This window comes from Nocardioides sp. Kera G14 (assembly GCF_020715565.1).
Lineage (GTDB): Bacteria > Actinomycetota > Actinomycetes > Propionibacteriales > Nocardioidaceae > Nocardioides.
Map to the genome: position 1 here is coordinate 2,144,297 of NZ_CP085839.1, position 13,113 is coordinate 2,157,409.

Sequence of the window (13,113 nt, forward strand, 5' to 3'; positions counted from 1 at the left end):
CAACCGTTCGGATGATGCCCCCGGGCACCGAAAGTTCCCTAGAGTGCTCGCCATGGAGCGACGCAGGATTCTGGTTGTTGCTGCGGCGCTGGTCGCAGCGCTTGGCGCCGTGTTGGTGTTCCTCTACGTGCGCAGCGCTGACAACCGTGCCGAGGACCAGTACCAGACCACCGAGGTCCTCGTCGCAGCCAGCCAGATCAACCCCGGCGAGACCATCGAGGCAGCGACCGGCGCCGGCAAGATCGTCAAGAAGGCCGTCGCCAACGGCTCGCTCCTCGCCGACTACCAGACCGACACCTCGGCGCTCACCTCCCAGGTCGCGCTGACGACGATCTATCCGGGTGAGCAGATCGTGGCCTCCAAGTTCGGCACCACGGCCGCGCCGGCGAGCGCGCTGCAGATCCCAAAGAACCAGGTCGCGGTCTCGGTCAACCTGACCGATCCGGCCCGCGTCGCCGGATTCGTCAACCCGGGTTCGCAGGTCGGCATCTACATGACCGGCACGGACCCGAAGAGCGGTAAGCCGTTCGCCCAGGTGCTCCTGCCGAGCATCACCGTCATCGGCGTCGGGTCAACGACGCCGGTCTCCACCACGACGACGGACCAGACCACGGGCAACCAGACCACGGAGCAGCTCCCCCGCACGCTGCTGACGCTGGCGGTCTCTCCCGCCGACGCGCAGAAGATCCTCTTCGCCCAAGGCAACGGCGAACTTGCCTTCGCCCTCCTCCCGGCTGACGGCAGCACCTCGATCAAGCCCGGCGCCGAAACCGACTTCGACAACCTCTTCGGCTGACGATAGGGACACTGATGCCAGTTCTCGTCGAGCCCGACCACGACGCCGTCGACGTCCTGCTCCGCGCCCTCCCGGCCGGATCGCAGGGCGTGGGCTCGATGGACCGCGCCCGCGCCTGGCTCAGCCAGCACAGCGACGAGTACGTCGTCGTACTCGGCCCCAACGTCGAGCTGGCCGAGGCGCTCAGCCTCTGCGACACGCTCCGCACGAGCCGGCCGACCGTCAGCGTCGTCCTGGTCCGCGACGAGCTGACCACCGAGGTGCTCAGCTCAGCCATGCAGGCCGGCGCCCGTGACGTCATCCCGAGTGGCTCCCTCGAGGCGGTCAGCTCGGCCGTGGCACGTGCCTACCAGCTCTACACTGCGCTGCGCGGCCCCGGCGGCGCCAACCACGCGGGCAAGATCATCACCGTGTGGTCGCCCAAGGGCGGCGTCGGCAAGACGACGATGTCGGTCAACCTCGGCCTGGCGCTCACGGAGGGTGGCGCCCGCAAGGTCTGCCTGGTCGACCTCGACCTCGCGTTCGGCGACGTCGCGATCACGATGCAGCTGTTTCCCACGCACTCGATCGAGCACGCCATCGGCTCCGAGGGAAGTGTCGATGCTGAGCTGCTCAATGGCCTGCTCACGCGACACCAGGACACGCTGATGATCCTCGCGGCGCCGTCGCACCCGGACGTGCGCGACCGCGTCTCCCCCACCTTGGTCTCGCAGATCATCCGGACCCTCGCGCAGACCTTCGACTACGTCGTGATCGACACCGCCCCGGCCTTCGACGAGCAGACCCTGACGGCGCTCGACGAGACCGACGAGATCGTCATCGTCGCCACGCTGGACGTGCCGACGCTGAAGAACGTCAAGGTGGCGCTGGAAACGCTCGACATGCTCAACATCGCGCCGGACCACCGCCATCTGCTGCTCAACCGTGCCGACGACGAGGTCGGCATCAGCCCGGATCGTGTGGAGGGCATCCTCGGGATGCGCCCCGATGCCCAGGTGGCGACGTCGATCGAGGTGGCCGCGTCCACCAATGCGGGCAACCCGATCGTCGTCAAGAACCCCTACCACCCGTCCAGCACCGCGATCATCCAGATGGCCTCGCTCCTCGCCGGCCAGGACATCACGGCGCCGGCCACCGAGCGGGTCGAGCAGACCACCACCGAATCGACCGGCCTCTTCGGCCGCAGACTCCGCAAGCGCAGGTGAGCTTGATGTCCCTTGCCGATCGCATCGCCGCCGCTCGAACCGAGCCCGCCCCGGTCATTCCGGCCACTCCGTCCGACCCGCCCGCGGCCGACGAGGAGCCCTCCGGCAGCGCGCATCCCCACGCCGCCGCAGTTCCCGCCGACGAGAGTCTCCCGCCCACCGCCGAGGAGGTGGCCGGCAAGCGCCGGGCCGAGGGCCCCGCGGTCACGCCGCCGCCGGCGGCACAGCCCGTCGTGGCGCCGACTCTCACCACCGCCAATGTGCCTGCGGAAGGCAGCCCCCGACGGAGCTTCGGCGGTCAGCAGACCGACCGGATCGAGGCCATCAAGGTCAGCGTGCACGAGCAACTGCTCAAGCAGCTCGGCCCGCAGCTCTACGACTCCGACATGGACGCGCGCGAGCTCGACCACCGGGTGCGTGCGGTGCTGCAGGACGTGCTGTCCACGCAGGAGCGGCCGCTCTCGAGCGCCGACCGCCAGCGCGTCACGCAGGAGATCTCCGACGACATCCTCGGCCTCGGGCCGATCGAGCCCTACCTCCGCGACCCGGAGGTCTCCGAGGTCATGGTCAACGGTGCCAGCGACATCTGGCTCGAGCGCAGGGGCAAGCTCATCCAGGCCGACGCCTACTTCACGGACGAGGCACACCTGCGACGCACCATCGACAAGATCGTCTCCCGCATCGGACGCCGCGTCGACGAGTCCAGCCCGATGGTGGACGCCCGCCTCCACGACGGTTCGCGTGTCAACGCGGTCGTGCCGCCGCTGGCGATCGACGGTTCTGCACTCACGATCCGGAAGTTCGCCGCCGACCCGCTGACGGCCGACGACCTGGAGCGGTTCGGCTCGCTCACGGCAGCCTCGCGCCGCTTCCTCGAGGCCTGTGTGCGCGGCCGGCTCAACGTGATCGTCTCCGGTGGTACCGGCGCCGGAAAGACGACCACGTTGAACGTGCTGTCGTCCTTCATCCCCGGCGACGAGCGGATCGTCACCATCGAGGACGCCGCCGAGCTCCAGCTCAAGCAGGACCACGTGGTCCGGCTCGAGTCCCGTCCGGCCAACATCGAGGGCAAGGGCGCGATCACCATCCGCGACCTGGTGCGGAACTCCCTGCGTATGCGCCCCGACCGCATCATCGTCGGTGAGGTCCGCGACGCCTCAGCACTCGACATGCTGCAGGCGATGAACACCGGCCACGACGGCTCGATCTGCACCCTGCACAGCAACGGTCCCCGGGACACGCTCTCCCGCATGGAGACGATGGTCCTCATGGCCGGCATGGACCTGCCGATGCGGGCGATCCGCGAGCAGATCGCCTCCGCGGTGGACGTGATCGTCCACCAGACCCGACTCAAGGACGGCACCCGCCGGGTCACGCACATCACCGAGGTCGAGCGGATGGAGGGAGACGTCATCACACTCCAGGACATCTTCGTCTTCGACAACAGTGCCGGATTCGACGCCGAGGGCCGCGCCCTCGGTCGACTCAAGGCCACAGGACTCCGGCCGAAGTTCCTCGAGAAGATGGCCGACGCCAATGTTGCGGTCGACCCCCTGCTCTTCGTGGACCGGTGATCAGCATGCAGAACCTCCCCGAGTGGGTGATGTACGTCGCCGTCGCGGCTGTCTTCGTCGGGCTTTTCGGTCTCATCGCAGCCCTGATGCCCCGCGGGCAGCGCGCCGCCTCGCCGGCCGATCGCCTGACGACGTACACGCACACGACCAGCCGGGTCACCGCCGTCAAGGAGAAGTCCAAGGGCGGAGAGACCAGTGAGGTCGCGGCCGCGGCCAAGGACGCCGCCGCCGACCTGCTCAAGCGCAATCAGGGCCTGGAGCAAAGGATCGCGGCTCGACTCGAAGGCGCCGGTTCCGAGCTCAAGCCCGCAGAGTGGCTGCTGCTCCACACCGGCATCGCCCTGATCGCCACGCTCGTCGGGCTTGCGCTCGGCGGAGGCAACCTGATCATCGGCTTCCTCTTCCTCGTCCTCGGCATCGTCGTGCCGTGGGTCTACCTCGGCTTCAAGCAGAACGCGCGCCGCAAGGCGTTCAACCGAGCCCTGCCCGACACTCTGCAGCTCATCTCAGGAGCCCTCTCCGCGGGGCTCTCCTTGCAGCAGTCGCTGGACACCGTGACGAATGACGGGATCGAGCCCGTCGCGAGCGAGTTCCGCCGCATCCTCGTCGAGACCCGGCTCGGTGTCTCCGTGGAGGACGCGATGGAGGGTGTCGCCCAGCGGTACGAGAGCAAGGACTTCAGCTGGGTCGTCATGGCGATCCGGATCCAGCGGCAGGTCGGTGGCAATCTGGCCGAGCTGCTCGACACCGTCGCTGCCACCATGCGTGAGCGTGAGTACCTGCGGCGTCAGGTCAATGCGCTGGCGGCCGAAGGCAAGCTTTCCGCGGTCGTGCTGGGGCTGCTGCCGCCGCTCTTCGTCCTATATCTCTGCTTCACCAACTGGGACTACGTGAGCCCGCTCTTCACCGACCTGCGCGGCAACATCATGCTCGTCGGTGGGACGCTCTGGCTGGGGGTCGGTGTCTTCTGGATGAGCCGTCTGATCAAGGTTGAGGTCTGAGATGGTCATCCTCTTCATCCTGGGCGTCGGTCTCGTGCTCTCAGCCATCGCTCTCGTGGGTATGGCCTTGCGTCCCGCCGAGGAGTCGAATTCGATCAACCGCTCCTTGGCCGTCCTGCGCGCCATGACGGATGCGCCGAAGGAGCTGACCAAGGACCTCGACAAGCCCTTCGCCGATCGTGTGCTCGCACCTTTGCGGGCGCGTTCACTTAAGGTCGGTCGGCGCATCTCCGGCGCCGACTCGGCAGAACGGATCCGAGCCAAGCTCGACCTTGCGGGCAACCCCGCGGGCTGGAGCGTCGACCAAGTCACGGCAAGCAAGGTGCTCGGGGCAGGCGTCGGACTCCTGATCGGCCTCGCCGTCGGTCTGGTGATCGCGGACAGCCTCACCTTCCGGCTGGCGTTCACCATCCTAGGGACGATCGTCGGGTTCTTCGGGCCGAACCTCTACCTCTACCAACTCGCCTATGACCGCTCGAACAAGCTGCAGCGGGACCTTCCCGACGCAATCGACCTGATGACGATCAGCGTTGAGTCGGGACTGGGATTCGACGCCGCGGTCCAGCAGGTTGCCACCAATACCGACGGCCCGCTGGCCGACGAGTTCGGCCGCATGCTGCGAGAGATGCAGCTCGGCATGGGTCGCAGCGAAGCGCTCCGTTCCCTCGGCGATCGCACCAACGTGGATGACATCCGCTCATTCGTCTCTGCCATGGTGCAGGCAGACTCCTTCGGCATCCCCGTCGCGCAGGTTCTCCGGGTCCAGTCCGGCGAAATGCGGACCAAGCGGCGACAGCGCGCGGAGGAGAAGGCCCAGCAGGTTCCCGTCAAGATCACGGTGCCACTGATCTTTTGCATTCTTCCGGCACTTTTTGTGGCCGTAATGGGCCCCGCGGTGATCAATATCCTCGATAACTTTGGATAGTGCCCATCACTGTCTCCGACCGTCTGCCCTATCGGGCAGCCCTGGTGGTGCGCGCCGTAGCGCTCTTGGCCCTTGGCGCACCGGTGCTGTGGGCGCGAGACACTGCCGGAATCTTCGGGCTGATTACCACCGGCATCGTCTGGCTGATGGCCACGGTGCTTGAGTTTCGCGGACGGCTGCCTCTGGTGGCCACCGTGATTGGTGACGCCTTGCTGGTGGGCGCCATCTGCGGCGTCGCTGTCGGCACGGCCCCGATCGTCCTCGGTGGCGTCGCTGTACCACCGTTCACGGCTGCACTCTTTCTCGGCCCTGCGGGCGTCGCACGGGTCCTAGTCTGCGAGGTCGGGACCCTCTTCGCCACCGCATGGCTGGTCAACCGCGACTTCACTGCGGAACAGGGTTACGCGGCCTTCAGCTGGTTCGTCGTCGGTCTCGGCGTCGGCCTGGTCGGTTGCTTTATCTACGCCGTCCTCCAAGAGCGACGCACTCCCCTTGCCCCGTATCACTACGCACAGGGCCTACTACGGCAACTGATCGACCTCTCGGATGGGTTGGAGAGCGGACTCAACGCCATCACCCTCGGCGGTCAACTGCTCTGGTCAGTCCGGGAAAGACTGCCGTCGACTGCGATCGCGCTCTACACGCCGCGTGGGCACGGCCTGACCGCCTTGGTGGGCAAGACCCTGGACGGCAATCTCACCTCTCTCGAGGACGTCGCCCGCCGTGCCTTCGCGTCCGGCCACCGGATCCGTGAGTTCCCCATCGTCGCGCTGCCGCTCCGCGCCGGCAGCGATGTCACCGTCATTCTGGTCGCAGAGCTCACGTCCGGCTTGAAGACGAGCGGACTCATCTCGGATGCCAAGCTCGACGTCCTCATCGAGGAACTGCATCCGCTCATCGTCCAGCTCGACACAGCGCTCCTGTTCGCGGCCTTCCGCGAGCGCGCCAGCACTGAAGAGCGACGTAGGCTCGCGCGTGAGATGCACGATGGCGTCGCTCAGGACATCGCCTCCCTCGGTTATCTGGTCGATGCCATCGCCGGGGACTCGACGGTTGAGCGACAGCAGGATCGGATCGCGATCCTTCGGGAAAGGCTCACGGCGATCGTGGCTGAGGTCCGCCGCTCGCTGGTGAATCTCCGGACGGACATCGGTGAGAGCGAGAGCCTCGGCGCGGCGATCGCCACTCTCGCGCGCAGCCTCTCGGAATCCTCTGGCGTGGCTATCCATGTGACGGCCGACGAGACCACTGACCGGCTTCGTCCGGAGGTGGAGGCCGAGCTCTTCCGGATCGTGCAGGAGTCGATCAACAACGCACTCAAGCACGCCGAGGCGACCGAGATCGAGGTCCACTGCCAGGTCAGGGCCCCAGAAGCGCACATCGTGATCTGTGACAACGGACGCGGCATGGGCGATCCGCGTGACGATTCCTACGGCCTAACTATCATGCGCGAGCGGGCAGCCCTGATCGATGCCACCCTCGAGTTCGGCACGTCGCCCACGGGCGGCGTCCAAGTGTCCGTCATCCTTCACGGGGACGGTGGCAACCTTCCTCCAGAGGTGACCGTTGTGGGATCACCGTTCGAGAGTGAGACGAGAGTGGGCGCATGAACGCTGAAGCGGGCACCGGGACTATACGCGTCCTCCTGGTCGACGACCACGAGTTGATCCGTGACGGGCTGGCCGGCGTCTTCGACCAACAGCCCGACATGGAGGTCGTGAGCCAAGCCACTTCCGTGGCAGAGGCCATGCGCGCGTACGCCGCCAGCTCTCCAGACGTGGTGGTGACCGACCTGCAACTGCCAGACGGAACCGGTCTCGACATTGTCCGCACAGTTCGCAAGTCCAACGAGAGCGTGGGCCTGATCGTCCTCACCATGCACTCGGGAGACGATCAGATCTTCGCTGCGATGGAGGCGGGAGCCTCAGGCTTCGTCGGCAAGGATGCGCCGTCCGGTGAGGTGGTGCGTGCCGCGCGGCATTCGTCGGTCTCGCCCCGATCCTTTGTCTGTGCTGGTCTCGCCCACGCCATGATGCGTCGGGCCACCTCGGAGTCGACTCGGCTCTCCGACAGGGAGCACGAAGTCCTGCTGCTGCTGGCAGACGGCCTGGGTGCCAAGGAGATCGGCGACAAGCTCTACCTGAGCGAGTCGACGGCCAAATCGCATATCGCCAAGATCTACCAGAAACTCGGAGCAGCCAACCGGGCGCAGGCCTTGGTCACAGCGATGCGCATCGGGCTGCTCTCGACCGTACAGCGTCCCTAGTCAGAAATGACTACGTAGCTCGGATCGCTCTCCCGATTACCTCAGACAGGCGAAGGAGCAGGATTTCTGGTGTGGGGCATGGGGCTCCGCGGCACACGGAGCTCAAGCTCTCGGACCTACACCACATTCTTTAGGAGTTCACCATGGTCGACTACCTCCGCATCCTGCTCAACGCCCGCCTCGCCAAGATGGAAGAGCGCGGCGCCTCCGCCGTGGAGTACGGCCTCCTCGTCGCCGGCATTGCCGCCGTCATCGTCGTGATCGTCATGGTCCTCGGTGACAAGGTGAAGGACGCCTTCAACAAGACCTGCGGCGCCATCTCGGCCGGCGCCAGCGCCACCGCCAGCTCGACCTGCAAGTGATGTAGTTGATCGTCATGACCGATTACATTCGCATCCTGCTCAACGCCCGCCTGGCCAAGATGGAAGAGCGCGCGCCTCCGCCGTGGAGTACGGCCTCCTCGTCGCCGGCATTGCCGCCGTCATCGTCGTGATCGTCATGGTCCTCGGTGACAAGGTGAAGGACGCCTTCAACAAGACCTGCGGCGCCATCTCGGCCGGCTCAGCCGGCACGGGCGCCGAGACTTGCAAGTAGGACCCGATGAAGAGCCGTGGCAGCCGTCAGGCTGCCACGGCTCTTCAGCGCTAGCCGGGTCCGGACGGGCGAGCGCCGGGAAGCTGCAAGAGGCGATGGCCCCATCTTCGGACCAAGACCTGCATGCCATATCCGATGGTGCGGGTCATGACGGCGTTGACGTCACCACCCTCCCGCGACTGCCGGTACAACCTCAGCAGCGCAGCTTCGCCGGCATCGCCGGCAAGCTGCATGCACGCCAGCCAGGCCGACTCGTATTCCGCGCCGAAGTGGTCAGACTTCGCATCGAAGTCCTGGCTCTCAGGCAGATGCGACGGAACACCTTCCTTCCGCACCAGCGCTGCAATCTGTCCGGCGCTCTCGGTCAGCGGAACGTTCACGTCGCGCAGCGCAACATAGTCGGCGAAACCCTCGCTCAGCCAGAGCGGCCGAGCGGTGTCGAGCGCCGCTCCGGTGGCCGCATGCGTGGCCTCGTGACTGAGCACAATCTGGGCGCTCCGGTCGTCGAGTCGTCCCATCACTGCCGGGTTCACGAAGACGTGCACCGGGGTGTCCTGCCGCGACGAGCCATCCACCGACGCGGTGATGGCGGCGACTTGGGCATAGCTGCCCACCTCCGCCCCCAGCGCCTGCTCGAGCTCGGTCGCGTCGCTCGGCACTTCGACGACGAGCGGCCCGTTCCACTTCGTGAGGACGCGTCCGACGACCGTCACGGCGCGGTCGGCCCACCGTTCGTAATTGTCGTGGTCGACGCCCTTCGCTGTCACCACGACGATGGACTCCGACCGCGTGGCCGTGGCGCCCTCATCGAGCCACACCGGCACGCGGCCGGGCGCTGACAGGCCAGTGACGGTCACGGCGCCGCCCACCGTCCTGAGTCGCACGGTGACGTCTGCAGAAGCGGGGCTGGGGTCGACGCCGTCGTACTGCCACGTGAGGTGGCCGGCGGCGGTCCAACTGCCGTTGGACTCCATCGCACCGCTCTGCGTGACCAGGGTCGCGGCGACGTGGCTGAGCCTCAGCGCCTCCAGAGCCGGGGACGTAGCGCGCTGGTTGACCCACGCCGCGAAGGAGGCCTGCGCCAGGTCGACGCGTGCCGCGGGGAGCTTCGTCTGCTGTGGTGTCGCGACGTAGGTATCGGGCCGGAGCAGCCACGAGCCGATGACGGCCGCCAGGACGGCGCCGACGAGCCACCACCAACGGCGGGGCCGGAGGGACACCGGTCAGCTCAGAATCAGCCGGGCCGGACGGCGCCGACGTACGGCAAGGAGTGGATGCTCTGCACTCGGACGCCAGCGCCCGGGTTCAGCGCGTTCACCATCAGGCCGTTGCCGATGTACATACCGACGTGGCTGATCGGGTGGTAGAAGAAGACCAGGTCGCCGGGGCGCAGGTCGGACTCGGCGACGTGCGGACCCGAGTTGTACTGCGCAGCCGAGGAGTGCGGCAGCGAGACGCCGGCTGCGGCCCACGCCGCCATAGTGAGGCCGGAGCAGTCATACGCGTTCGGGCCAGCGGCGCCCCAGACGTAGGCGTCGCCGTTCTGGGCGGTCGCGAAAGCGACGGCGGCAGCGGCGCGGCCCTCGGCGGGGATGTCCAGCGGCAGGCGGGCCTCGCCGCGGGAGAGGATCGCCTCCCGCTCCGCCACCTGCAGCTTGCTGAGGAGCTCCTTGGCGTCGGCGAGCTTGGCGTCGATCGACTTCTTGTCAGCGGCGAGCTTCTTCTCGGTCGCAGCGACCTCGGCGGCCCGGCTCTCGGTGGCCTGACGGCGCAGGTCGAGCGCCTTCGCCTGCGTCGCGTAGTCGTCGTACAGACTGGTCTGGAGGTTGTCGAACGCCGACATCGTGGTCAGCTGCCCGACGAACCGCTGCGGGTCATCCGAGAGGACAACCTCGCCGACGGCCGAGAGGTTCGATCCCTCGAGCTGCTGAAGCATCGAGTCGCGGAGCTGGTCCTTGACCGCGGAGAGGGCCTGGTCCTGGCGGCTCTGGTCGGCCTGCAGGCCCTTGAGCTCGGACTGAAGGCTGGCGAGGCGGAGCTTCGCCTGGTTGTAGTCCTCGGTCGCCTGGTCGGCCTGCCGGTAGAGCGCATCCACCTTGGCCTGCACGCTCTTGACGTCCGGCTTGGCGTCGGCAGGGGTCGTGGAGACGAAGCCCAGCGATGCTGCGAGCGTCAGACCCGCCACCGCTGCGACCGCGGAAACGCGAACCTTTGCGAGAAGCACCCGGGCACCCTACCCCAGCATTTCTGCTCATGCAGATTCGATGACCGGACCCGTTTCAGGCCGCACCATCCGCAGCGGAGGAACCAATCCGCCCGAGGCCAGGATGTCCAGAGCGCGCCGTTCATCGTCGTCGAAGGTGAGCTCGGGTGGAGGCCCGAGGAGCACCGTCACCACGCAGTCATCGCAGGCGAGCCCGCGCACCACGCAGGAGTCGCAGTCGATCCGTGTCGTCATGTCGATGACGGTCGCACCGAGCACCGACAAAAGCACTCGTCCCGCGCGTCCACCCGGTTTTGTCGGCGTACGGACCTAACGTCATCGGCATGAGCAGCACGGTCGACGAACGGGCCTCCTCGGTCGGTCGTTGGGAGGCACAACGGGGATTCGACGAGCTCGGGCGGCCGCTGCGTGACCTCACCTTCTGCGTCGTCGACCTCGAGACGACCGGCGGGTCCGCCGAGGCGGGCTCCATGATCACCGAGATCGGGGCGGTGAAGGTCCGCGGTGGTGAGATCCTCGGCGAGTTCCAGACACTGGTAAATCCGAAGAGCGCCATCCCGGCCTTCATCGCGGTCCTCACTGGGATCAGCAACCCGATGGTCGCCGACGCGCCTACGATCGAGTCCGCACTGCCGGCCTTCCTCGAGTTCGCCGCTGGGACGATCCTCGTCGCCCACAACGCGCCCTTCGACGTAGGCTTCCTCAAGCACTTCGCCGCCCGCCAGGACATCACCTGGCCCGACTTCGAGGTGCTCGACACCGCGCGGCTGGCCCGTCGCGTGATCACCCGCGATGACGCGCCCAACTGCAAGCTCTCCTCGCTCGCCCAGCTCTTCCACGCCACGACCACGCCCAACCACCGGGCGCTCTCGGACGCCCGAGCGACGGTCGATGTGCTGCACGGCCTGATGGAGCGACTCGGCGGCCTTGGTGTCCACACATTCGAGGAGCTCCAGACCTTCTCAGGCAAGGTTTCGACGGCGCAGCGCCGCAAACGACACCTGGCCGAGGCACTCCCCCACGCTCCGGGCGTCTACCTCTTCAAGGACTCCGACGACCGCGTCCTCTATGTCGGCACCTCGAGAGACCTCCGGACCCGCGTTCGCACCTACTTCACGGCGTCGGAGACCCGCTCCCGGATGGGCGAGATGGTCAATCTGGCCGAGCGCGTCGAGTCGGTAACCTGCACCACCACCCTCGAGGCCCAGGTCCGTGAGCTGCGCCTGATCGCCCAGCACAAGCCGCGCTACAACCGGCGCTCGCGCTTCCCCGAGCGGGTGACCTTCGTCAAGCTGACGGTCGAGCCGTGGCCGCGGCTCTCGATGGTGAAGAAGGTGCTCGACGACGGTGCCGACTACCTCGGCCCGTTCGGCTCCCGTCGGACCGCCGAGCGCGTCCTCGAAGCACTTCAGGAGGCCTTCCCTATCCGGCAGTGCACCGAGCGCCTCGCCCGCGAGCCGTCCCGCTCCGCGTGCGTGCTGGCCGAGATGGGTCGGTGTCTCTCCCCCTGTGACGGCTCCGCCACCGCCGAGGACTACGCCGCCGTCGTACGCCGGGTGCGGGCTGCCATGCGCTTCGACGCCGATCCGGTCGTCGACCACTTCGCCGAGCGGATGGTGACCCTTGCAGAGGAGGAGCGATTCGAGGAGGCAGGCCTCCACCGCGACCGGCTCGCGACCTTCGTACGGAGCGCTGCCAAGGGCCAGCGTCTGACCGCGCTGACCGGATGCCCCGAGCTGGTGGCGATCCGGCGTGAGGACGATGGCCGCTGGGCTGTCCATGTCGTCCGCTTCGGGCGCCTGGCCGCTGCCGGAGTCATCCCCCGCGGCGCCGACGCGCATGCCTTCGTCGAAGGGCTCCGAACGAGCGCGGAGACGGTGTTGGCCGGCCTCGGTCCCGCTCCTGCGGCGACGGCCGAGGAGAGCGACCTGATCCTGCGCTGGCTGGAGTCACCTGGCGTCCGACTCGTCGATGTCGAGGGCGAATGGACGTGTCCAGTCCGCGGTGCGGCGCGACACCTATCGGTCCATGACGCCGTCGAGGAGTCGCGTCGGCAGCTCGTGCCTTTCGACGATCGACGCACGCTCGCGCCGAGCCATCAACCGCTACGGTGAGAGCGTGATCACCGCCATCGTCTTCGTCAAAGCGGATACCGCCCGGATCCCCGAGGTCGCACAGGCGATCGCGGACCTGGACGGCGTGAGCGAGGTCTACTCCACGACCGGCCAGATCGACCTCATCGTCATGGTGCGGGTCAGGAGCCACGACGAGATCGCCACCGTCGTCTCCGATCAGCTCAACAAGGTGGCCGGCGTGCTCGACACCGAGACACACATCGCGTTCCGTGCCTTCTCGAAACATGATCTCGAGTCGGCGTTCTCCCTCGGTTTGGCTTGAGCCCGTTCCGCCATCCGGAGTAGTCCTCCCGGGCCAGTGACCGGGATGCGGTCGGCCAGATCTTCTCCGCGTTCCTATAGCGCCGCATCCGCATGCCTTAACGTCATTCCTCCCGGACATCGGCCGACGGC

The 13,113-nt window shown here is 67.2% G+C and carries 14 protein-coding genes; 11 read left to right on the forward strand and 3 right to left on the reverse strand.

Annotated features, from left to right (window positions below; all coding sequences use genetic code 11):
• The first annotated feature begins 52 nt into the window (after positions 1 to 52).
• From cpaB to LH076_RS10610, 9 genes are all read left to right on the forward strand, one after another.
• Positions 53 to 796, forward strand: coding sequence for a Flp pilus assembly protein CpaB (cpaB, locus tag LH076_RS10570; protein ID WP_227780664.1), 744 nt, complete (start codon positions 53 to 55; stop codon positions 794 to 796).
• Between the two features lie 14 nt (positions 797 to 810).
• Entirely contained in the window at positions 811 to 2,001 is a 1,191-nt protein-coding gene (locus tag LH076_RS10575) for an AAA family ATPase (RefSeq protein WP_227780665.1), read from the forward strand.
• Positions 2,002 to 2,006: 5 nt separating this feature from the next.
• A complete protein-coding gene (locus LH076_RS10580; RefSeq protein ID WP_227780666.1) occupies positions 2,007 to 3,575 on the forward strand; it encodes a CpaF family protein in 1,569 nt (522 codons plus the stop codon).
• A 5-nt stretch (positions 3,576 to 3,580) separates the two neighbouring features.
• Positions 3,581 to 4,576 carry a type II secretion system F family protein gene (locus LH076_RS10585; RefSeq protein ID WP_227783623.1) on the forward strand — a complete coding sequence of 332 codons (996 nt, stop codon included), beginning with the start codon at positions 3,581 to 3,583 and terminating at the stop codon, positions 4,574 to 4,576.
• A gap of 1 nt (position 4,577) precedes the next feature.
• On the forward strand, positions 4,578 to 5,501 hold the full coding sequence (locus LH076_RS10590) for a type II secretion system F family protein (RefSeq protein ID WP_227780667.1): 924 nt from the start codon (positions 4,578 to 4,580) through the stop codon (positions 5,499 to 5,501).
• Complete coding sequence (locus tag LH076_RS10595) at positions 5,501 to 7,111, forward strand: sensor histidine kinase (RefSeq protein ID WP_227780668.1); 1,611 nt, start codon at positions 5,501 to 5,503, stop codon at positions 7,109 to 7,111. Before LH076_RS10590 ends, LH076_RS10595 begins: the two co-directional genes overlap by 1 nt.
• Positions 7,108 to 7,767: a response regulator transcription factor gene (locus tag LH076_RS10600; RefSeq protein ID WP_227780669.1), complete on the forward strand. Its 660-nt coding sequence runs from the start codon at positions 7,108 to 7,110 to the stop codon at positions 7,765 to 7,767. The genes LH076_RS10595 and LH076_RS10600 overlap by 4 nt, the downstream gene beginning before the upstream one ends.
• A gap of 143 nt (positions 7,768 to 7,910) precedes the next feature.
• The gene (locus tag LH076_RS10605) at positions 7,911 to 8,129 is read left to right on the forward strand and encodes a Flp family type IVb pilin (protein ID WP_227780670.1); all 219 of its coding nucleotides are present in this window, start codon (positions 7,911 to 7,913) and stop codon (positions 8,127 to 8,129) included.
• A gap of 82 nt (positions 8,130 to 8,211) precedes the next feature.
• Positions 8,212 to 8,361: a Flp family type IVb pilin gene (locus LH076_RS10610; protein ID WP_227780671.1), complete on the forward strand. Its 150-nt coding sequence runs from the start codon at positions 8,212 to 8,214 to the stop codon at positions 8,359 to 8,361.
• Between the two features lie 50 nt (positions 8,362 to 8,411).
• Here LH076_RS10610 and LH076_RS10615 read toward each other — a convergent pair whose 3' ends face one another.
• Genes LH076_RS10615 through LH076_RS10625 form a run of 3 tightly spaced genes read right to left on the reverse strand, consistent with a single transcriptional unit; the run spans position 8,412 to position 10,819 of the window.
• A complete protein-coding gene (locus LH076_RS10615) occupies positions 8,412 to 9,581 on the reverse strand; it encodes a hypothetical protein (protein ID WP_227780672.1) in 1,170 nt (389 codons plus the stop codon).
• Between the two features lie 14 nt (positions 9,582 to 9,595).
• Positions 9,596 to 10,585, reverse strand: a complete 990-nt coding sequence (locus LH076_RS10620) for a C40 family peptidase (RefSeq protein ID WP_227780673.1) — start codon at positions 10,583 to 10,585, stop codon at positions 9,596 to 9,598.
• 27 nt (positions 10,586 to 10,612) lie between these two features.
• Positions 10,613 to 10,819, reverse strand: a complete 207-nt coding sequence (locus tag LH076_RS10625; protein WP_227780674.1) for a hypothetical protein — start codon at positions 10,817 to 10,819, stop codon at positions 10,613 to 10,615.
• A gap of 89 nt (positions 10,820 to 10,908) precedes the next feature.
• Between LH076_RS10625 and LH076_RS10630 the strand changes: the two genes are divergently transcribed.
• Both LH076_RS10630 and LH076_RS10635 read left to right on the forward strand, forming a co-directional pair.
• Positions 10,909 to 12,699, forward strand: coding sequence for a DEDD exonuclease domain-containing protein (locus tag LH076_RS10630; RefSeq protein ID WP_227780675.1), 1,791 nt, complete (start codon positions 10,909 to 10,911; stop codon positions 12,697 to 12,699).
• A 4-nt stretch (positions 12,700 to 12,703) separates the two neighbouring features.
• Positions 12,704 to 12,982 carry an Lrp/AsnC family transcriptional regulator gene (locus LH076_RS10635; RefSeq protein WP_227780676.1) on the forward strand — a complete coding sequence of 93 codons (279 nt, stop codon included), beginning with the start codon at positions 12,704 to 12,706 and terminating at the stop codon, positions 12,980 to 12,982.
• Positions 12,983 to 13,113 lie beyond the last annotated feature (131 nt).